This is a genomic window from bacterium, from assembly GCA_023135785.1.
Classification (GTDB): Bacteria; CAIJMQ01; CAIJMQ01; order CAIJMQ01; family CAIJMQ01; genus CAZNJA01.
Map to the genome: position 1 here is coordinate 1 of JAGLSL010000072.1, position 19,966 is coordinate 19,966.

General features: G+C 37.2%; 22 protein-coding genes. 4 read left to right on the forward strand and 18 right to left on the reverse strand.

All coding sequences use genetic code 11. The features are described 5' to 3' along the window. The 5 genes from KAS42_05415 to KAS42_05435 all read right to left on the reverse strand — a co-directional run. Positions 1-566 (reverse strand): glycoside hydrolase family 3 protein (locus KAS42_05415; protein ID MCK4905656.1); only part of this gene is annotated, 566 nt, incomplete at its 3' end. A gap of 162 nt (positions 567-728) precedes the next feature. Next, on the reverse strand, positions 729-902 hold the full coding sequence (locus KAS42_05420) for a hypothetical protein (GenBank protein MCK4905657.1): 174 nt from the start codon (positions 900-902) through the stop codon (positions 729-731). 39 nt (positions 903-941) lie between these two features. Beyond that, positions 942-1,958 (reverse strand): LacI family DNA-binding transcriptional regulator, encoded by a 1,017-nt coding sequence (locus KAS42_05425; GenBank protein MCK4905658.1) that lies wholly within the window; start codon positions 1,956-1,958, stop codon positions 942-944. Between the two features lie 148 nt (positions 1,959-2,106). Next, positions 2,107-2,316, reverse strand: a complete 210-nt coding sequence (locus KAS42_05430) for a hypothetical protein (GenBank protein MCK4905659.1) — start codon at positions 2,314-2,316, stop codon at positions 2,107-2,109. 133 nt (positions 2,317-2,449) lie between these two features. Further along, positions 2,450-3,526, reverse strand: a complete 1,077-nt coding sequence (locus tag KAS42_05435) for a glycosyltransferase family 4 protein (protein MCK4905660.1) — start codon at positions 3,524-3,526, stop codon at positions 2,450-2,452. 122 nt (positions 3,527-3,648) lie between these two features. On the opposite strand from KAS42_05435, the gene KAS42_05440 reads away from it, so the two are divergent. The 3 genes from KAS42_05440 to KAS42_05450 all read left to right on the forward strand — a co-directional run bounded on the left by KAS42_05440 (position 3,649) and on the right by KAS42_05450 (position 5,520). Continuing rightward, complete coding sequence (locus KAS42_05440; GenBank protein MCK4905661.1) at positions 3,649-3,894, forward strand: CopG family transcriptional regulator; 246 nt, start codon at positions 3,649-3,651, stop codon at positions 3,892-3,894. Continuing rightward, positions 3,879-4,217: a type II toxin-antitoxin system PemK/MazF family toxin gene (locus KAS42_05445; GenBank protein ID MCK4905662.1), complete on the forward strand. Its 339-nt coding sequence runs from the start codon at positions 3,879-3,881 to the stop codon at positions 4,215-4,217. Before KAS42_05440 ends, KAS42_05445 begins: the two co-directional genes overlap by 16 nt. A 397-nt stretch (positions 4,218-4,614) precedes the next feature. Further along, positions 4,615-5,520: a hypothetical protein gene (locus KAS42_05450; protein MCK4905663.1), complete on the forward strand. Its 906-nt coding sequence runs from the start codon at positions 4,615-4,617 to the stop codon at positions 5,518-5,520. A gap of 249 nt (positions 5,521-5,769) precedes the next feature. Here KAS42_05450 and ribF read toward each other — a convergent pair whose 3' ends face one another. Further along, entirely contained in the window at positions 5,770-6,807 is a 1,038-nt protein-coding gene (gene ribF, locus KAS42_05455; protein ID MCK4905664.1) for a riboflavin biosynthesis protein RibF, read from the reverse strand. Between the two features lie 19 nt (positions 6,808-6,826). On the opposite strand from ribF, the gene KAS42_05460 reads away from it, so the two are divergent. Further along, positions 6,827-7,591: an outer membrane lipoprotein carrier protein LolA gene (locus KAS42_05460; protein ID MCK4905665.1), complete on the forward strand. Its 765-nt coding sequence runs from the start codon at positions 6,827-6,829 to the stop codon at positions 7,589-7,591. Positions 7,592-7,803: 212 nt separating this feature from the next. Here the strand turns inward: KAS42_05460 and truB are convergent, their stop codons facing one another. The 12 genes from truB to KAS42_05520 all read right to left on the reverse strand — a co-directional run bounded on the left by truB (position 7,804) and on the right by KAS42_05520 (position 19,949). Then, positions 7,804-8,796 carry a tRNA pseudouridine(55) synthase TruB gene (gene truB, locus KAS42_05465; GenBank protein MCK4905666.1) on the reverse strand — a complete coding sequence of 331 codons (993 nt, stop codon included), beginning with the start codon at positions 8,794-8,796 and terminating at the stop codon, positions 7,804-7,806. A gap of 61 nt (positions 8,797-8,857) precedes the next feature. Beyond that, on the reverse strand, positions 8,858-11,140 hold the full coding sequence (locus KAS42_05470; protein MCK4905667.1) for a right-handed parallel beta-helix repeat-containing protein: 2,283 nt from the start codon (positions 11,138-11,140) through the stop codon (positions 8,858-8,860). Positions 11,141-11,447: 307 nt separating this feature from the next. After that, the gene (gene rph, locus KAS42_05475; protein MCK4905668.1) at positions 11,448-12,164 is read right to left on the reverse strand and encodes a ribonuclease PH; all 717 of its coding nucleotides are present in this window, start codon (positions 12,162-12,164) and stop codon (positions 11,448-11,450) included. 93 nt (positions 12,165-12,257) lie between these two features. Beyond that, the gene (locus KAS42_05480) at positions 12,258-12,500 is read right to left on the reverse strand and encodes a type II toxin-antitoxin system HicA family toxin (protein ID MCK4905669.1); all 243 of its coding nucleotides are present in this window, start codon (positions 12,498-12,500) and stop codon (positions 12,258-12,260) included. 3 nt (positions 12,501-12,503) lie between these two features. Beyond that, complete coding sequence (locus KAS42_05485) at positions 12,504-12,728, reverse strand: type II toxin-antitoxin system HicB family antitoxin (GenBank protein ID MCK4905670.1); 225 nt, start codon at positions 12,726-12,728, stop codon at positions 12,504-12,506. A gap of 161 nt (positions 12,729-12,889) precedes the next feature. Beyond that, positions 12,890-13,456, reverse strand: a complete 567-nt coding sequence (locus KAS42_05490; protein ID MCK4905671.1) for a Fe-S-containing hydro-lyase — start codon at positions 13,454-13,456, stop codon at positions 12,890-12,892. A 152-nt stretch (positions 13,457-13,608) separates the two neighbouring features. Then, positions 13,609-14,451 carry a fumarate hydratase gene (locus tag KAS42_05495; protein ID MCK4905672.1) on the reverse strand — a complete coding sequence of 281 codons (843 nt, stop codon included), beginning with the start codon at positions 14,449-14,451 and terminating at the stop codon, positions 13,609-13,611. 33 nt (positions 14,452-14,484) lie between these two features. Beyond that, positions 14,485-15,993 (reverse strand): 2-isopropylmalate synthase, encoded by a 1,509-nt coding sequence (locus tag KAS42_05500; GenBank protein ID MCK4905673.1) that lies wholly within the window; start codon positions 15,991-15,993, stop codon positions 14,485-14,487. A 187-nt stretch (positions 15,994-16,180) separates the two neighbouring features. After that, entirely contained in the window at positions 16,181-16,561 is a 381-nt protein-coding gene (locus KAS42_05505) for a hypothetical protein (protein MCK4905674.1), read from the reverse strand. A gap of 49 nt (positions 16,562-16,610) precedes the next feature. Beyond that, a complete protein-coding gene (locus KAS42_05510) occupies positions 16,611-17,933 on the reverse strand; it encodes a TldD/PmbA family protein (protein ID MCK4905675.1) in 1,323 nt (440 codons plus the stop codon). A 159-nt stretch (positions 17,934-18,092) separates the two neighbouring features. After that, positions 18,093-19,490 (reverse strand): TldD/PmbA family protein, encoded by a 1,398-nt coding sequence (locus tag KAS42_05515; GenBank protein MCK4905676.1) that lies wholly within the window; start codon positions 19,488-19,490, stop codon positions 18,093-18,095. 138 nt (positions 19,491-19,628) lie between these two features. Further along, entirely contained in the window at positions 19,629-19,949 is a 321-nt protein-coding gene (locus KAS42_05520) for an FHA domain-containing protein (protein ID MCK4905677.1), read from the reverse strand. Between the last annotated feature and the right edge of the window lie 17 nt (positions 19,950-19,966).

Consider the following 19,966-nt stretch of genomic DNA (forward strand, 5'->3'; position numbering starts at 1 on the left):
GAGTTTTCGCAACAGTAGGAACCATTTATTTTGTTGTACGCACCCATTATTGTCAAGGTATCGGCCTCACACACAGCTGCCTTGAAAGCGGGAAGGTATATCTCCCTTAAAGCCCTTTCGCTTATTTCAACACTTATTCTGTTTCGCTCCCACTCCTGATTATTGGCTGCAAAATGCTTTGTAGATGTTCCTATTTTTTGGCTTTGAACACCTTTAACATATTCAGCCGCCATTCTTCCAGCAAGATAAGGGTCTTCTCCGAAACTTTCAAAATTTCGCCCCCCGAGAGGAGTCCTGTGTATATTAATGCAGGGACCCAAAATTAAATTTCTGCCCTTAGCTCTTGTTTCCCTGCCGAGGGCAACGCCGACCCTTCTCATTAAATCCTCGTTCCATGTGGAACCCAGGGCAACAAGCGTAGGAAAACATGTTGCCTCACCGTACATATCCCTTATGCCATGTGGGCCGTCTGTCATTAGCAGAGGAGGGATTCCAAGACGTTCATTTGTTTTTCCATCCATAAAATCTTTACCGCAAATTTCATCTATTTTTTCTTCAAGGGTCATCCTGCCGAGAAGGTCATCAATCCTTTGTTCAAGCGGCACGCTGGAATCCTTATAGGGGAAATCCGCTGCCTTCAAAGTTGAAAAATTTCCTGTTGCTACTGTTAATCCTGCAATAACTAAAAGGATTAATTTTGCCCTAAAATGCTTTATTTGATTCATGCCCTAACTCCTTTTTTTTGCTGCATTACCAGTAACTTCATCTGACGCTTCAATACTCATAACGTCATCAGAAGCAACAGATTTTAGCTCCGCTGCTACAAACGTGCATTTTGGAAACGCACACATTGAAATCCCAAATACCAAAAATAAATTGAATACCATCTTTGCTTTATTCATTGCGGTCTCCTAATATTAAAAACTCTGTCTGGAAATCCTCTATCTTTTTTTGCCTGACGATTTTCTTGTAATTAATTCCGCTTCCAACCCAAATTCTTTTACGGCTTGTCGGGGATTTTTTATAACGTCCACTAAAAGCTCCACCGCCTTTGCTCCAACATCCTCTAAGGGGACTCTCAATGTAGTTAAAGGTGGTTCTGCTCGCTCGCTTAATGCAATATCATCAAAACCTGCTATGGCAATATCGTCTGGAACCCGAAGACCTTTTTCTCTGATTGCTCTCATAGCTCCGATAGCCATCAAATCGCTCGAACAAAAAACTGCCGTCGGATTGGTTCCGGCTGAAAGAATTTTTTTCATTTCGTTGTATGCCGTTGTTTCACTAAATTTTCCGTTTCCGACATATTGCTCGTTATATTCGAGTTTTAAGTTTTTAAGACTTTTCTTAAACGCATCAAATCTTTCTCTGCCGTCGTTTGATGCAAGATTTCCGTTTATTATCCCGATTTTTTTGTGTCCCAGTTGATACAAGTGATTTATGACTTTATAAACAGATTTAAAATTATCAACACTTACAGTATTAACTATTCCTGAGTTTAAGAATTTATTGATATAGACAAATGGTATTTCCTCATTTTTTAAGCCCGTCACTTCCTTTGATATTTTTTTGTGATACACAACATTGTATATCAACATTCCATCAACAAGCCATTTACCCTTAATGTCGGTGAAGGCAACTATTTCGTCCGACCAATAATCGTTTGGAAATAACATTAGAGCGTATCTCATTTTTCTGCACGCATCTGTAACACCCCTTATGACCGGAAGCACATGAGGATCCAATGTAGGTGTTATCAAAGCAAAAACTTTAGTGCTCTTGCCGCTAAGTCCCTGTGCTATATGGCTAGGGCAATAGTTCATTTTTTTTGCTGCTTTTAATACCTTTCTTTTTGTTTCATCTTTTAAGTTTGGGAAGTCATTCAATGCGCGAGAAACAGTGGAGGTGTTAATATCCAATTTTGCTGCTATGTCTTTTATTGTAGTTTTGGATTTCATCGTCTCTCTAATGCAAACGTTTGCATAATATTATTCATTATTACAAAACCCGCTTTTTATGTCAACCTTTTTTAGTGTTTTTTTGTGAATTTGCTTTAGAATTTAAAAATAGCGTGTTTGCATAGCGTAGCTAAATGCCAATAGGGGATTATTCATTACCAAAAGCAGTGATTTTCTGCTTTAATGCCCTGCAAATGGCAGAAGGCTCGACGGTCTTGGTTACGACTGAACAAACCGCAACGGCTGTTGCTCCGGCTTCTAAAACGTCTTCAACCCAATGACATTGGAAAGGAATTAGCGCTCTGTAAAGACTACCCCACCCAATCCCACCTCGGAGGTGGGATTGGGTCATTTGCATGCTTGTGAAGCCCCGATATTGCCGGGGCGGGCGGGCAGGTATCCATTTCAATATATTTCTAATTTTATTGTAGTTGCCGAGTTTACTCGGCTGTATTTGAAGGGCAAAGTGAACTTTGCCGTTATAAGGTTAGTTATTTATTGAATAATGATAGATAAACTTCTTCTACTCTTTCTACCATTTGGGAAGCAGTAAATTCCTGAAGAACTCTCTTTTTGCCTTCCTTTCTAAATGTTTCTCTTTTAGTTTCATCTCGAAGAAGCTGAATAATCGCCACTGCTAAAGCAGATGGGTCTTTAGGGGGAACAAGTAATCCTGTCTTACCATTTTCTATTACTTCCGGTATCCCGCCCACAGTCGTCGCTACTACAGGAACTTCCATATACATAGCATCCATCAAAGATGTACACAATCCTTCAAGATGCGAGGGAAGAACAAAGAGGTCTAATACAGAGAGAATTTCAGGGATATCTTCTCTAAACCCGGTTAAAAAAACCTTGTCTCTGATTCCCAATATTCTAGATTTTGTCCTTAAAAAATCTTTCAATTCCCCTCCGCCTACAAACAAAAAGAAACTATGAGGAAATTCTTTTAAAACTTGAGGAATGGCATCCAATAGATAAGTATGACCTTTATGGTCGGTAAGGTGAGCTATTGTCCCTATTATCAGCTTTTTATCGGGAATATTAAATTCTCTTAACAGATAATCCGCCGGTTTTACATTATCAAACTTTTTGGTGTCGATACCGCTTGGTATAAGAACAATTTTATCTTCCTCAACTCCCCCTTCTATTAGTATATTTTTTACTGCTTGTGAAATAGCGATAACTTTACCAGTAAGTTTATTATATTTAAATCTGTCTCTAACGGGGAAATCCACTCTTCTGGTAACAACGGTGGGTATGCCCTTAATCCAACCGGCTATTCCTCCTATAAGATGAGAATGAGAAGTATGAAGATGCAGAATGTCGGGTTTTGAAGAATTTATACATTTGCAGACTTTGAAGACATTTGCAATATCTAATATTCTTTGGGGCTGTAATGTAAAAATAGAATCTGCGATAGGTTTGGCTTTTTTACTTAAGAGGCTCTCAAACGGAGTTACCAGAAAATTTTCATGCCCCCGTTCCTTCAATCCCTCCATAAGCAGAAGAACCTGTAACTCTCCACCTCTAAAACCTTTTTCTGTGTCTATGTGGAGAATTTTCATTTAGAATGATTATAGATAAATAGTGAACTCTAAATCAAGCACTGAACCAGAGCAAGCTCGGTTCAGTGCATAAACTTGACAAAATTATTGGTATGACATATAGTAATACTGCAAGGTGGACTATGAGCACAACAAAAGTCGCGATTACCCTTAACCAGAAAACTCTTAAACGTTTAGATAAACTGGTTGGGGATAAGCATATTTTCCCAAATCGCAGTCGTGCGATTCAAGAGGCCGTACAGGAGAAATTAGAACGCATAGAACACAGCCGTTTGGCAAAAGAATGCGCCAAACTCAACCCAACTTTTGAGAAAAAGATGGCTGAAGAAGGTATATCTGGGGAGTTGAGTGAATGGCCCAAATATTGAGAGGCGAGATTCGTTGGGCTGATTTAAATCCCACGCGAGGTCGTGAGCAAGCAGGTTTTAGACCCGTTTTAATAGTAAGTCACGACATTTTTAATGAGCGTTCAGGTACAATTATAGCAATAGCTATTACGAGTCAACCTCAACGCGCAGGATTTCCACTAACCTTAGAACTAAAATCAGGAAATCTGCCTAAACGTTCTTGGATAAAAATCAGTCAAATTCGAACACTCTCTGTAGAAAGAATCGGCAAAAAAATTGACAAGGTATCTCCAGAAGAATTAGCTCAAGTTATTGAAGGTTTGAATGAAATAATAGGAACCTAAAAAAGTGAAATTTGCAGGATTACTCATACTAAGCGCCCTAAAACCCGGGTATGTTTTTTGGGTTAAGAAGTGAAAGGGTATTAAGTTGACCGATTTAACACACAGAAAGCCACTATCAGATATTTATGGCAATGAAGTTCCAAACCTCATAAATAAATTACTGAGGTTTCTTGGACGAAAAGAAGTTGAAAATTGTCTTCATAAGTATCAGACATCTTTGCAATGTTCTGGTCCTATTTTCCGAAAATTTTATCTGAAGAATAGACATCCTTAGTGGCAAGTACTTACGGAATACTTTGAACTCGAAAAGAAAGGGAAATCTATACGTAAAAATTTAACAGATGAAATTAAAAGCCTAGCTGGTGATGCAAGGAGGATTACTACTCTTCAAAGGTTTATGCCGGAGTTAGTAAAGCATAAGTATCAAAAAGATTTTATTGGCAACCAAGCACGTAGTTATTTATTTGAAATTCAGATTGCATGGCATTTTTTTCGAAAAGGTTATAAAATTCAATGGCATGAAAATAATTCTCTTCCCCATTCGGAATTCCTCGTCAAATCTCCAGATTTTGAATTCAATGTTGAATGCAAAAGAATAAGCGTAGACGCTTCAAGAAGAATACGAAGAAGAGATTTTTATAGACTTGCGGATAAAATTATTCCCCAGATCCAAAGACAAAATTATTCTGGATCTATTGATATAATTTTAAAGGAAAAACTTCATGGAAATGATAAATTCCTTGATGAATTATCAAGTCAAGTGATTAGTAAAATAAATACTGGTAAATTAAAGGGCAATTATAAAATCTCTCTTGGCTCGTTGGACATAGATTTGGAATCTACCGAAGGTGTTGTTGTTGATCTCAATTACTACCGTAAAAAGCTTTCAGAAAAAAAACCGCTTAAAGCATACGGTGTGATTTTCCAAAAATCAAAAAATGGGAAACCAGTTGATCCTGTAGTAATGACTATTCAGTCAGAGAAACCAGATACTGTCTTAGAGGGAATAAGAGATAGAATCTCCGAAGCAGCGAAGATTCAATTGGAAAAATCAAAACCTGGGTTTATCGTATGTTTCTTAGAAGAAATTAATGACTTTCGGAAGCTTGCTAACAATAGTGGTTTACAACTAATGACAAATTCCTTGTTCTATAAGGATAAATTTTCTCATATTGTAGCTGTAGGATATTCCTCCGAACTTCTTAGGGCAATAACTAAAAATACCGAAGAATTTTTTAACGAAAAACTTGTTTTCCAGAATCCTAATTGTAAATTTAAAAAAGCAAGAAACTTCAAGTTTTAGTAGAAAAATACTTTTACATTGGAAATTGTTAATTGTATATTGTTTGCCCTCTGGAATTTTGAAGAAATTCCGAGGATTGAGTCCCGGAAAATCTCCGATTTTCTAGGGAGAAATTAGAAATTGGATATTGAAACTTGTTAATTGTTTGGTTATTGTATCTTGCAGTTTAATTGAAACTTGATAATTGTTAATTGGGATTTGTTTGATTATTGTATCTTGGATTTTAATTGAAACTTGTTAATTGCTAATTTACAATTGATTCAGTATCTCCCCCACCCTCTCCACATCTTTAGCAATTTGAATTTGGGCTTCTTGGCGAGTTTTGAAAACTACTTTTGAACGCAGTTTTTTGAAGAATATAATCTCAACTTGTTTATGATATATATTTTTCTTTAATCCAATAATATGAGCCTCTATTAATCGCTTCGGTTCGGTTGCAACAAAAAATGCTGATTTATATGTCCTTGCCCCATTAGAAGTAGGAAGTGCCTTGGGCATTTCCGTAATGTCACCCAAAGGTGACCTACTTCTAGTGGGGTAAACCCTAGCCCATCCGGCATATATACCCTCAGGCGCAAGAAGAACTTCATCAAAATGCATATTTGCCGTTGGGAATTGGATATCTTTGCTTATACCCTTGCCTTCTGTAACCTCACCTATCAGCGAATATTTTCTTCCCAGAAATTTTTCTACTTTTTTAAAATTTCCTTTGGTTATATATCCTCTTATCTTGGTACTAGAGACAATCTCACCGCCTATCTTTAAAAGAGGGACGGGTATAACAAAAAACCAAAAAAATTCACCTTCTTTTTTCAGAAGTTTAACATCTCCGCCTCTGTCTTTGCCGAAACGGAAATCTTCTCCGATATAGATTTTTTTTACTTTTAGTTTCTTAGCCAGAATTTCCCCTATGAAATCCTTGGCTTGCATCTGAACAATATGTTTATTGAAATCCAGAACAAAGACATAATCCACGCCCAATTGCTCAAAATAATGTAGTTTCTGCTCAAGTGGCATAATTAGCAGTTTTCCGTGAGAATAATTTAAGAGTTTTAAAGGATGAAATGAAAAGGTGATTACTGCAGAAGGATAACCTTCCGCTTTTGCTTTTTTAACAAGAGTTTTTAGGATCTTTTGATGCCCCAGATGCACTCCGTCAAAAAAACCGATTGTTAAAAATAGAGGCTTTTTCCTTTTATATTCGTCAAAGTTATTGAATGTTTTCATAAATGTTGCCTGAATTATTGAACTAAATTCTGTTGTATAATACACGATAAATGAATTCAAAACAAAAGGAGAAATAATAATGATAAAAAACAGATTATGGATAGTAAGTAGCATATTCATTATTGTTTTGTTTATAAGCACAGGTTTTGCTTGCGCTGACCAGAAAACCGAAGAGTTAATATCTAAAATCCAAGCCCAGGCAAAAACTATCAACAGCTACTCATCCGACTTGACTATGAATATGCAAATTATGGGACAAAGGATAATTTATACTGGAAAACTTTCTTTCAAGAAACCGAATAAAAGCAGAATGGAAATGAGCGGGAAAATAGGACATGTGGATATAAAGCAAATTATTATATCCAACGGCAAGACAGCGTGGACTTATCATCCAAATATGAAGATGGCGCGAAAAATTGATTTGGGAAAACTTGTTGCCGAAACAGGCGATGAAACAAAACAAAGAAACGGAGACCCTTCAAATCCGTTTCAAAGCTTAAAACGCAACAGCATAACTTATATTCGAACAGAAAAGATAGACGATAAAAATGTTTATTTATTTCAGGGCACTCCTGAAATCTCAGGTATAGAGGATTTGGCTTTAGTTCCCGAAAAAGTAGAAATAGGTATTTATGCCGACAACGGAATGATTAGCAAAATGGTTATGCTTGATAAAGAAGACAAAGAAATGATGTCTCAATACTATTCAAATATCCAATTGAATGTAAAGATACCTGACAGTGAATTTGAGTTTACACCTCCGGAAGGAATTCAAGTTATGGATATGACCGACCCTACTATCAAATCGATGAAAGAAACAGGAGAGGAAACTCCGGAGAAATAAAACCCCCGCAAAGAACGATGGACGAGAGAACCAAAAGAACAATCAGAGCAAAATCCTACACTTATAAAGTAATCCTGTAATCTGCATTTCTGTAATATGAAAGCAAGATTACTTCGTCGTCCCGATGTAACTTCGGGACTCCTCGTAATGACAAATAGTGATTGATGTCATTGCGAGCGAACAAAGTGAGCGTGGCAATCTCGTAAAAACATTTAGGAATTTAAAAATACTCGCATATGATTGAATACTATTCCGTTCTGCGCTAATTTTTCAATGTCTTTTTCATCTCTGATACACTTGGAAACTGAGACAAGCTGACCATCTTGTGACAAAACTTTAACTATAAGACCTTTACTTAGTTTAAAATCTCTGTCTGAGATAGTTTTCTTGTATATCGGAGTTCCGCAAAAAGTGTCTTTTAGAAAATCGTTTTCTATTTTAAGCTCAGGCAAGTCCGTTAAGCCCATTTTTATGTCAATCAAATAATCTTTAATATTTCCCTTCTTATCGGCTTTGCCGAAGGTAGGTTCCAATAACTCTTCAAGCGGTTTTGCGTTTTTTATGGAAAAATTACCGACTTTGGTTCTTCTTAAATCTGCCAATGTAGCGCCGCAACCTAATTCTTCGCCTATATCACTGACTAGGCTTCTTATATATGTACCTTTTGAACATGCAACCGTAAATTTTATTTTAGTTTTGCTAAAAGAATTTATTTCCAGTGAATAGACGGTAATTTCCCGCTTCTTTCTTTCGACTTCTTCACCTTTATGGGCGAGCTTATAGAGCTTCTTACCGTTTTGTTTTATAGCTGAATGCATCGGCGGTGTTTGCAAATATGTGCCTGTAAATTTTTTAAATGCAGTTCTTATTTGAGCTTGGTTCACTTCAAATTTTTTGTTTTCTTTTATTGTTTTCCCGGTTATATCACCCGTATCGGTAACAGTACCTAAAAGCAGAGTTCCTTCGTATTCTTTATCTTTGTTTATAAAAAACTGTACGATTTTTGTGGCTTCGTTAATACAGATTGGAAGAAGTCCCGTAGCCATAGGGTCGAGAGTGCCGAGATGCCCCGCTTTCTTTATATGGAAGTTACGAGCAACCTTTTCAACAACTTTATATGAAGTCAAACCTTTGGGTTTATCTATTAATAGAATTCCGTTAAGCATTCTAAAATGGTTTATGGTGTATAGTTTATGGTTTTTCACTATCAACTATTAGCTATAGACCCCCAACTATATAATAATTCCCACAATCTCTTTTGTTCTTCTATTTTATGCTTTTTTCACTCATCCAGATTAAAGGATTTAATACGCTTCTTACTGTTTTCTTTAATACTGGATGCTCTTTTATAAATAGAGCCGCATGCGGAGAAACTTTATAGTAAGTGGCTACGAAACCTTCACCAACAGGATTAGTAAGCAGATAGCTGTCTCTGAATTCTCTAAATTTACATAAGACTCTATCTTCATCCGCCATCGCTTTAGCAAAAAGGGTTGTTAGGAAACAGCGGTAATCAGCGTCGTCGTCATCTCTATCTGTTTGGAAAATAGTATCCAGACCTACAACAGAGAAGACGCTGCCTGCTAAACATGTGAAAGTTAGCTTGCCCAGGTTGTCTGATATGTATAAACCTACTAAAGCGCCGTCTTTTGTTACTGAATAATAGTTGTTTGGAGCAAAACCGCTTATAGTATGTGTTGCTGTAATACCAGGTTCGCTTGCTTCTTCTTCCCATTGTTTGTAATAGAGAGCTGTAGTGTTCCATTCGTCAATGGAAATATCAATCCGAACAGGAGAAGATAAAACGATATCCATTGTGGAAGTATCTGAGGTTAAAGAATCTTCTAAAACAATGCTGATAATACAGGTATCGCTGGGGTCGGCTGTTGCCGAAAGAACCATAATGTTCTCGTCGGAGATGGATTTGATTGCCGGGGTAGTGGTGTATTGATAGGTGAAGTCGGCGTAGGATTTATCGGTTTCTCCCTCGGGAAAAGTGGTCCAACAAGGAGAACCTCCAATTCCTCTCAATTTTAAAGACAGCCAATACCAACTCCAAGGATAATCTATTGCCCAATTTAAGCCGGTAAAGTTTTTGTTAATCCAAGTGTAATCAGCAACCGCGGCCACCGAACTGTTGACATCAACTATGGGATCATAAGTAACATATCTTTGAGCTCCGATATAGGCTCCGCTGGCCGCTGTTTGTTTATACCAAGTATAACTATCTATTGAAGAAAGGTAGGCAAGAGGATAATCAGGAATCTCATCTATAGAGTTCAAAACCCAAGAGCTACAAGCCCATATCTCAGTATTGATTGACGCAGTCAAAAGTAGACTTCTTGCGTCTGTTCCAGCTGGCTGGCCATGGGTCGGTTTTATACCCCGGAAATAATAGGTAGTAGTTTGAGTATCAATAGCTCCCACGAAAAAAGAATAGTTTCTTTTGGCGATATTGCCGTTATCATCGGTTACTCGGATGTCTAAGGAATATGTTCCTGTTCTGGTCGGGATAAAATTGCCGGTCACTACCCCGCTCCCGTTGTCGCTGTAGCTTAACGATAATTCTGAAGGAGAAGTGGTAATGACAGTGCAGTCGACACAATCCGTGCCATCGGGTTCTTTAGCAGTAACAATAAAGCTGATGGTATCATTAATATTTTTAATTCCTGGAACGCTTGTTTCAACAAAGGAAAGCACAGTGTTGGTGCTATTATGCAGGAATTGATTGTTTTGGTAGGTATTATTGATGGCTTGGTCATCAGAAAAATCATTTATATTCATTAACATTGTATTCTCGGTCAGAGCGCTGGAAGCGGAAGAAAAAAGTTGAATGCCGTAGCCGGCGTTTGAGTTAGCGGTATTGCTGGTCAAGATGCTAGAGCCGGAAGAAGAAAGAAAGATGCCCGCGTAACTGTTTAAATTGGCAGTGTTGCCAATCAGAGTGCTAGATTCGGAAGAAGTAAGGATAATGCCGTAATTATTAAAATTGGTAGTGTTGTTGACCAAAACGCAGGAGACGGAAGAAGTAAGGGAAATGCCGCGGCTGTTTGAATTGACAGTGTTATTAGTCAGAACGCAGGAGACGGAAGAAGAAAGACGAATGCCATGGTTGGTGTTTGAATTGACAATGTTGTCTTGAATAATACTATCGGTTGAGTTATTTACATAAATTCCGTGGAAAAAATTAGAAATTCCAGAATCAGCGCTTGTGCCAAAGTTTTGAATAGTAACATTGCTATAACCACCAGAGTTATCAATACCGTAATCACTGGCTCCGTCGTCGCCGGTTATTGTGTAGCCGTCACCATCTATTGTAATACCGTCGGCTCCAACAATTAAACCATGTCCGGTGCAGGTTAAATCTCCTGCAAGTTGGTAAGTATAACCAACCGCTCCTACAACCGTGTCTCCGCAGTTGCAAACGGTATCAGTTACTCCGTCGCTGTCGGTATCGCCGCAGTTGACCGCTTGAGCTTGGCTTGCGAATCCTATTATCCCCGCAAGAAAAAACAAAATAATGATAATTCTATTTATCTTCTTATTCATTTTATCTTTTTATATATTCTATCAATTTTATCATGTATGAAATTTTCTTATAACCTTTTCAATAACTTTAATAGAATTCCGTTAAGCATAACTGCCTTATCTCTAATAAATAATTTAAATTCCCAATTACTAATATCCAATTCCTAACAAAATGTCTAATGTCTAATTCCCAAAAGGGGTTCAATAACTTTATATTCTACCATTCACTGAGTATTTCTAAATTAGATATTCATCCCGTTAAAAACGGCATTTTTCATGGGTTCCATTAGAAATTGGGTATTAGAAATTTCCTTTTGCAATTGTATTTTTAAACAATTATTCCCACTATCTCTTTCTCTATCTCAATTATTTCTGCTATTCCTTTTTTCGCTAACGAAAGCATACCATCAAGGTCTGTGAAAGAAAAAGGTTCTTTTTCGGCTGTTCCCTGAATTTCAACTATCTTGCCGTTGTTTGTCATGCAGACATTCATATCCACTTCCGCTTTGGAATCTTCGCTGTATGCAAGGTCAAGCAGTTTTTCGCCCTCTACAATTCCAATCGACACCGCAGCAAGATAATCTTTAATGGGTATAGAATGTATTACTCGTTGAGTTCTTAATTTTTTAAACGCTTCCACCAAAACGATAAATCCGCCTATTATCGAAACAGTTCTTGTCCCGCCGTCTGCCTGTATAACATCACAGTCAATTTTCATTGTCGATTCTCCAAAAGCCCTCAAATCCGTAACTGTTCTTAAAACTCTTCCGATTAACCGCTGGATTTCTTTTACTCTCCCGCCTTCCCTTGTTTGGTCGCGATAAGTTCTTATTCCTGTTGCGCGGGGGAGCATTCCGTATTCAGCCGTAACCCAACCTCCGCCCGTTCCTTTCAAAAAAGCAGGAACTCTATTTTCAAATGTGGCAGTGCATACTACTCTAGTATTTCCCATTTCTATTAAACAGGAACCCTCGGCATGTCTTATGTAATCAAGTTCCACCTTCATTTTCCGTATTTCGTTATTTTCCCTCTTATCAGCTCTCATTTTCTATCCTTTCTTTTTTAAACTAAAGATTACACTGATTAAATCTAAATAATCTTAGTAATCAAGAATAAAACAAGTCCTATTAAACTCCTTTCAAACTGCTTTTTTCCTATAAGCATCCAGAAACTCGTCTCTTGTAATTCCGGATTGGGTGCAAATTGTTCTTAATGTAGAAGATTTTATTTTGGAGTGGTTCGGCATAGTCAAAGGCGTTTCACTTCCGTCAGGATTTTCCCGTAACATTGAAATGTGCTCTTTTTCTCTTACAATTCGAAAATCCAGAATTTCTAACGCTTTTATTACTTTGCGTTTGGGAGCATCAACGGGGAATTTCATATATTAGACATTTACTCCAGTTTCGGCGACGAAGGCTTCAAGGATTGGAGGTTCTATTCTCATCACTTCTTTCCCAAAGGTCTCAACATGAAAACGAATTGCGGATTTCACATCGGTAAGCGCTTCTTCGTAGGTGTCCCCCTCTCCGACTACGACACCTTTAAGTCCCAATGGATAAGCTATATAACCATCAGGATGTTTTTCTACAACGATTTTAACTTGTCTCATAATAAGCTCCTCCTTTTAGGAGTTAATTTTGTTTTAACATTATCGCATATAAATATAGTAACTTCTATACTTCAATATATAGTTTTTACACATTCGTCAGAGTTGTTAATTAGACAGATTTTACGAAGGTTTAATCTGTGCAATCAAGGGCGAAATAATTTTTATTGAGCCCTATTGAATATACTCCTCCCCTTAGAATCTATTGCAACAATCACAGGAAAATCTTTTATTTCTAATTCACGTATAGCTTCGGTGCCAAGTTCCGGGTATGCTATTATTTTTGATTTTTTTATTTTTGTGGCAAGTAATGCAGCTGCTCCGCCCACTGCGAGAAAATAAACCGCTTTATGTTCTTTTATCGCTTTTATCACTTCTTCGCTTCTTTTTCCTTTGCCAATCATTCCTTTTAGCTCTTTTTCCAAAAGCGGGACAGTATAAGAATCCATTCGCGAACTTGTAGTAGGCCCACAGGAACCAATCGGCATTGCCTCCCGCCGTCGCCCAGGCTTTGGCGGGCAAGTGGGCGCAGGAGTTGGACCAGTATAATAAATAATCTGACTTTTTAAATCAAAAGGTAAATTTTTTCTTTTCTTAATAGATTCAACTATTTTTTTATGCGCCGCATCCCGTGCAGTATAGATAATGCCGGTGACTAATACTACATCACCAGCCTTTAGACAAGCAACTTTATTTGCAGTTAGAGGAGTATTTAATGTTTTCTTAACCATTATTTGTTTTTAGTTATACGGTTAACAAAAGTTAACATAGGTTAACACTAGTTAATAAAGGTTACATTTAAATTACTGCTTTTTAACAATTTTCGTAACCACTATTAACCGTTATTAACTGTTTTTAACCATTATTAACCAATATTTTATATTTATATTATCGCGCTTTTATATCTCAATAAATAACACGACAAATTTACACACACCGGCAATCCACCTATATGTGTAGGAAAATCTTTGATACTCACATTTAAAGCGGTCACTTTTCCGCCAACTCCTTGAGGTCCTATTCCCAATTTATTTATTTTCTTAAGAAGTTCTTTTTCGAGTTTTGCGATTTTCTTGTCAGGATTTGATGTGTTAAGTGGACAAAGAAGTGCCTCTTTTGCCAAAAGCGTGACATTACTCATACTTCCTCCCACTCCTATTCCCACAAAAAGAGGAGGGCATGCATTTGATCCGGTTTCTTTTATAACCTCTAAGACAAAATTTTTAACACCTTCTATTCCCTGCGAAGGCGTAAGCATTTTAACCGCGCCAGTATTTTCAGAGCCAAATCCTTTGGGCATTACGGTTATTTTTATTCTCTCGCCCGATATAAATTTATAATGAATCACTGCAGGGGTGTTATCTTTGGTATTAATTCTTTCAAAAAGAGGAGATTTTACAATTGACGCTCTTAATTTTCCTTCCTTTGTCGCTATACTAACGCCTTTATTTATAGCCTCTTCTATATTCCCTTTCACCAAAATATTTCTTCCTATAGACACAAAGATTTCCTGTATACCAGTGTCTTGGCATAAAGGCATTTTCTTTTTTGGGGCTATATTTATATTCTCAAGCATCTGCTTGAAAATATATTTTCCCAGCTTAGAAGTTTCTTTGTAAGATGATTGAATGATTGCCTTCTTTACTTGCAGAGGTAATTCGTAATTAGCTTCTTTTATGAGTTTAGCAATAACGGCGGTAAATACTTTAGCGGATACTTCTCTCATTTAATCCTTTATTCATAAACCTACTACGCAATTTTATTTACGGGGTTGACATGCTCGATTGATAGCTTCCAAATATGCTCTAGCAGATGCTTCTATAATGTCTGTAGATGCGCCTTTCCCTAAAAATTCTTTCCCGTTTACCTTAATCTTTACGGTAACTTCGCCTAAAGCCTCTTTGCCGCTAGTAACCGATTTTATTGAATAATCTAAAAGCTTCGTCTTAATTTTCGTAATTCTGTCTACAGCTTTATAAACAGCATCAACAGGACCATCACCGCATGACGCCTCTTCGGTTATTTTACTTTTTTGCTTTATTTCAACCGTGGCAGTTGGAATAGTTTTATTGCCGGTTACCACATTTACATACTGCAAAGAATAGGTTTCGGGAATCTTGAAAATTTGACCTTCCACAAGTGTCATCAAATCTTCGTCAAAGATTTCTCTTTTTTTATCTGCCAAGTTTAAGAATTTTTCGTATGTTTTCTGGAAATCTTTATCTTTTAATTTATATCCCAACTTCTGCAATTTATCTTTTAAGGCATGTCTTCCCGAGCGAGCAGTCAACACTATCTTATGACCTTGGGCTCCGACATCTTCCGGTTTCATTATTTCATAGGTGCGTCTGTTTTTTAGAATTCCATCAATGTGAATACCTGCGGAATGAGCAAAAGCGTTACTGCCAACAACAGCTTTGTTGGGTTGGACATAAATCCCGGTTAAATGAGATATAAGACGCGATGTCTTGCAAATTTCTTTTGTATTTACTTGAGTGAATTTTTGTAAAAGAGTTTTTCTTGTCTGAATCGCCATAACTACCTCTTCCAAGGATGCATTTCCCGCTCTTTCGCCAATTCCGTTTATCGTGCATTCGACTTGAGTTGCGCCTGCTTCAACTGCGGCAATAGAGTTAGCAGATGCAAGTCCTAAATCATTATGGCAATGGACTGAGATTATAGCTTTGTCTATATTAGAAACATTCTCTTTTACGTGTTTTATAATTCTGTACATTTCCATAGGTAATGCATAGCCCACCGTATCAGGTATATTGACAACCGTTGCGCCCGCATTAATTACAGATTCTACAATCTCGCATAAAAAACCAAGGTCTGTTCTTGTAGCATCTTCAGGAGAAAATTCTATATCATTGGTATATTTCTTGGCATATTTTACCCCCTCAACCGCCATCTTTAAGATTTCTTCGCGCGCCTTACCAAATTTATATTTCATGTGTATATTGGAAGTCGCTAAAAACACATGTATCCTTGGTTTTTTAGCTTTTTTTATTGCTTCCCAGCATGCGTCAATATCTTTTTTTAAGGAACGTGCAAGACCGGCAACAACGCATTTCTTAATCTTAGATGCGACCAATTTTACAGCCTCAAGTTCTCCGGGAGAGCTCACAGGAAATCCCGCTTCAATAACATCAACCCCCAATCTTTCCAACTGTTGGGCAATTTCTAATTTATTCTTGGGATTGAATCCGCAACCTGCGGCCTGCTCGCCTTCTCTTAAAGTCGATTCGAATATATATATCTTTTCCATAGTCTTAGAATTGTACTAAAAAGAGACTTATTCGTCAAAGATATTAAAAAGGTTAACAATGGTTAAAAAGGGTTAATAATAGTTAATAACGGTTACCAAATAATAAACAACAATAAAAAAGCAACCTTTGTTAACTTAATCAAATTATACTTGTGAAATATCACTCACCCGATAACCTGCATTTCTTTCACTTTTTTTCGGGTGGTTCTATCGAATTTATAATTATAGAGCCTATAAACGCGCCAACCAAAACCAAAATACTTAAGATACCAAAAGTTAAAACGCCCAACATCCACCAAGCCTTGTCTATTCCGGGTAATACCTCAATTGCCAAAACTTGTCCGAGCCACACGCCTAAATAGCATACTGCAAGATAACGTGGAGCCAACATTCCAAGTATGAATCCCCCAACAATTAATACAACAAAGTAAGATTTATCTTCTACATCAAATGGGTTATTATGACCTGTTACAATAGGCAATAACGCTAAAATACAAAATCCAAATATAGCTGAAATGATAAAAACCTGTGTTTGACTTAATTTCCGGTTCTTTTTCCATTCAGCCATAATTTTGCAACCTTTAGAGCTGTAGAGGTATAATTTCTATACTTCCTATTCACCCGATAACCTGCATTTCTTTCACTTTTATTGTAGGCATTATACTACCAGGCTCTGCTCTATAATCAGACGATATTTCTTCAATGTTTTTTAAAAGTTCTACAAAATTGCCCCCGACCATTGTTTCTTTTAAAGGATAGGTAATTTTCCCGTTCTCTATCTTGAATCCAAAATCGATTGGCTGGGAAAAATCTCCGGATGCTGAATCAGGCTGAATTGATGTGCTATCTATGTATATACCTTCTTTTATTTCGCTTATAATTTCTTTTGCGGTTCGACTACCTAATTTAGGAATAAGGTTAGTAGGCAAGATTCCTCCCGTGAAAGTCGCATGTCCTGTATTTTCCTCGCCACTTTTGCCAGCAGTATAAGAATTATGCAAATATGTTTTCAATATTCCCTTCTCTATGAGTAAAATTTTCTTATGAGCTGTTCCTTCGCCGTCAAAAGAACCGGAGTGAATACCGCCTGCAATCAACGGGTCATCGGTTATAGTTAAAATTTTAGAAGCTATTTGTTTGTTTTTCATATCGCATAAAAAAGAACGCTTTCTTTGGACCCCTTCCGCATTACACGCAGAAGCAAGTGTGCCGAATAAAGAAGCGGAAGTTAACGGTCCCAAAACTACGGGAAGCCTACCACCTTTACACTTTCTTGGACCAAGTTGATTTCTGGCATCATTCGCAATTTTTTCCCCTAATCCCAAAGGAGTAAAATCCTTTAACATTCTTGCTTCATCAAAGTCATAAGCGCTGCCTACTTCCCCACCAGAATGAAGCACACCGAATAAACTCATGGCAATATTAGTGGTTTTATCAGTTGCTTCTACGCCATTAGTATTTGCAAGAAACCCTTCTCCTGAACTCAATGTCACTTCTCCTGAAATAATTATATTTGGTTCTATGCCAAGCGCTTCTTTAATCGCGTTAGCCGCCCAAACAAAGAGTTTGCTCTTTTCGAGAGAAACAACCTTTTCATCAAACAGGTTTTCTATCCCAAGATATTTAGAAAAATAAGGAAGCGATTTAAAGTCGGGGTCATGATGAGCGTTAAGCGTTATAGAAGAAACAATGTCCACCGCTTTTTCAATATCTTCTTCGTTATAAATAGTAGTGGAATATCTGCCCCTACCCCCTTTGGCAAAAGCCACTATGGAAATAGTCCGATTAGAATGCATTGCAGAAGAAGATATTTTATTTTTTTCGAACTCCACTTCAATATCATCGCCGCCAAAGATAGCGACCTCTGCCTGGTCAATAGGTTTTTTCTTAAGAAGTTCACAAGCTTTCAAAGCCCATTTTTCTATATTTTTATCTTTCATTTTTGATTTGTTATTTTAATTTTCCCTCTGGAATCTTTTCAAGATTCCGAGGACTTGATCCCTGAAATTCTCTGAATTTCTAGGGGTAATATGTATATTTAATTTTTTCTTTGTCATTTTGCGTTTTTCATATTTGATATTTAATATTTGATTTGTTTCTTACCTTCCCCCCACCAACATTTCTTTCACTTTGATATAGGGTCCGCCGTCATCAACAGGAGCCCCTTGTCCGCTCTTACCGCATGTCCCTCCCTCACCCGAAAGAGAAAATTCCTTGCTTACCTGTTCAACATTAAGTAGAGTTTCAAGTGTAAGCCCGGTTAAAGATACATTTTTCAATAATTTAGTTTTCTTGCCGTTTTCAATTAAGTACGAAGAATTTGCGTTAAACATAAATTGCCCTCTTTCAGGGAATACATAACCGCCAAAGCCCACATCTTCTACAAATATACCTTTTTTTGTGCCTGCAAGAATATCATCAAAACTCGACTTGCCTGGGAGCATATATGTGTTACTCATCCTTACTATTGGCAATGAAGAATAACCGTCGGCTCTTGCATTTCCTGTAGGAGAAATATTAAAAAAGCGCGCAGTTTCAAGATTATTAATAAAATTTTTCAAAACACCGTTTTCGATTATTATCGTTTTTTTCGCTTTTGTGCCTTCGCTGTCATACACATAAGAGCCATATGCATTTTTAAAAGTAGGGTCATCCACCATAGAAACAACCGAAGAAGCAATTTGACTATTTATCTTACCTTCAAAAATTGAATTGCCGCCTTTAACAGCATCCGCTTCGGCATTGTGTCCTACGGCTTCATGTGTAAACAGTCCCACCATAGACGGCGCAAGTATAACGGGAAATCTTCCCGAAGGAGGATTTTCTGCCGCAAGAAGTTCAACTGTTTTAGATGCAACTTTATGCGAAAAATTTTCCGGTGTAAGTTCTTCTATTATTTCAAATCCTTTAACTCCGGCCGCAGACTTATGAGAAGATTGTCTTACCCCATCCTTATAAGCAGTAACGGTTAAAGAAGCCCGAGTCAAAATTTTTTCCTGTTGTATATAAGTTCCCGAGGAATTACTTATAGTTTCCTTTATATAAGAATCACCGTAATTAAGAACCGTATTAACTACAGAGGGAGAATATTCTCTCGCACTTGCTTCAAGCTGGCTCAACTTCTGCATCTTTGTCTTAAAAGGAACATCCCGGGGATCGATTTTTACTTTTGAGGAAATTATGGCTTGGATAGGTTCAATTTTCGCTATTTCTCTTTTCTCCGTCCACTTTTCATCCAAGGAAGTAGCAAGAGCCAATGCGTTTTTTATTGCCGAATACAGAGAATCTTTATTTAAGAGATTTTCACAGGAAACAAAGCCCCAACTGCCGTCTTTTAATACTCTGATTCCGGCGCCTATAGAGTTTGATGAGCTGAGTTTTAAAGCTTTTCCGTCTTGAATTTGCATAGCGGTATTGAAGGATTCTACTATTCTAACTTCCGTAAAATCAGCGCCAACAGAAGCGCAAAGCTCAAGCAGTGTTTGTTTTGTAAACATATTTACCCCGTTAGAGATAGGTCGCCATTGTATCTATGGCGACCGTAAATCAACTCTTGTATCTGTATAGAAACTTTTATTGCTCTTCATTGTAAATATTAAGATAGAGGTCGTCTTGCTTTTAATCTCTAACGGGGATCATCGTATTCCAAATGTAAATCTGGTATATTTACCGATTCCTACTATATCTCCGCTCTTTAATTCTTTTTTTTCTGATATTTGTTCACCGTTTAAATAAGTGCCATGCTTACTATCTGTATCTTGGATATAATACATGTTCATTTTTTTATCAAAGGTAACTACAGAATTTTGGCGTGAAACACCAAGGTCATCATCAACAAATACATGAGCAGACTGACCCCTGCCGATTTTATTGGGAATTTCGGAATCAAGAATAAACTCTTTTCCGCTATTTGATATTAAAACCACCTGCTTTTCTTTCTTAAACCATTTAAACATTTTCGGAAATTATACCA

What these genes read in the sequence shown, in the direction of transcription:
- KAS42_05505 (MCK4905674.1), bottom strand. Translation starts at nt 16,561, where the DNA reads ATGGCTGAATGGAAAAAGAACCGGAAATTAAGTCAAACACAGGTTTTT.
- KAS42_05500 (MCK4905673.1), bottom strand. Translation starts at nt 15,993, where the DNA reads ATGGAAAAGATATATATATTCGAATCGACTTTAAGAGAAGGCGAGCAG.
- KAS42_05520 (MCK4905677.1), bottom strand. Translation starts at nt 19,949, where the DNA reads ATGTTTAAATGGTTTAAGAAAGAAAAGCAGGTGGTTTTAATATCAAAT.
- KAS42_05420 (MCK4905657.1), bottom strand. Translation starts at nt 902, where the DNA reads ATGAATAAAGCAAAGATGGTATTCAATTTATTTTTGGTATTTGGGATT.
- KAS42_05510 (MCK4905675.1), bottom strand. Translation starts at nt 17,933, where the DNA reads ATGAAAGATAAAAATATAGAAAAATGGGCTTTGAAAGCTTGTGAACTT.
- KAS42_05435 (MCK4905660.1), bottom strand. Translation starts at nt 3,526, where the DNA reads ATGAAAATTCTCCACATAGACACAGAAAAAGGTTTTAGAGGTGGAGAG.
- KAS42_05425 (MCK4905658.1), bottom strand. Translation starts at nt 1,958, where the DNA reads ATGAAATCCAAAACTACAATAAAAGACATAGCAGCAAAATTGGATATT.
- KAS42_05495 (MCK4905672.1), bottom strand. Translation starts at nt 14,451, where the DNA reads ATGAGAGAAGTATCCGCTAAAGTATTTACCGCCGTTATTGCTAAACTC.
- KAS42_05485 (MCK4905670.1), bottom strand. Translation starts at nt 12,728, where the DNA reads ATGAGACAAGTTAAAATCGTTGTAGAAAAACATCCTGATGGTTATATA.
- KAS42_05460 (MCK4905665.1), top strand. Translation starts at nt 6,827, where the DNA reads ATGATAAAAAACAGATTATGGATAGTAAGTAGCATATTCATTATTGTT.
- KAS42_05490 (MCK4905671.1), bottom strand. Translation starts at nt 13,456, where the DNA reads ATGGTTAAGAAAACATTAAATACTCCTCTAACTGCAAATAAAGTTGCT.
- KAS42_05450 (MCK4905663.1), top strand. Translation starts at nt 4,615, where the DNA reads ATGCCGGAGTTAGTAAAGCATAAGTATCAAAAAGATTTTATTGGCAAC.
- KAS42_05515 (MCK4905676.1), bottom strand. Translation starts at nt 19,490, where the DNA reads ATGTTTACAAAACAAACACTGCTTGAGCTTTGCGCTTCTGTTGGCGCT.
- KAS42_05480 (MCK4905669.1), bottom strand. Translation starts at nt 12,500, where the DNA reads ATGAAATTCCCCGTTGATGCTCCCAAACGCAAAGTAATAAAAGCGTTA.
- KAS42_05445 (MCK4905662.1), top strand. Translation starts at nt 3,879, where the DNA reads ATGGCCCAAATATTGAGAGGCGAGATTCGTTGGGCTGATTTAAATCCC.
- KAS42_05440 (MCK4905661.1), top strand. Translation starts at nt 3,649, where the DNA reads ATGAGCACAACAAAAGTCGCGATTACCCTTAACCAGAAAACTCTTAAA.
- KAS42_05470 (MCK4905667.1), bottom strand. Translation starts at nt 11,140, where the DNA reads ATGAATAAGAAGATAAATAGAATTATCATTATTTTGTTTTTTCTTGCG.
- KAS42_05430 (MCK4905659.1), bottom strand. Translation starts at nt 2,316, where the DNA reads ATGCAAATGACCCAATCCCACCTCCGAGGTGGGATTGGGTGGGGTAGT.
- rph (MCK4905668.1), bottom strand. Translation starts at nt 12,164, where the DNA reads ATGAGAGCTGATAAGAGGGAAAATAACGAAATACGGAAAATGAAGGTG.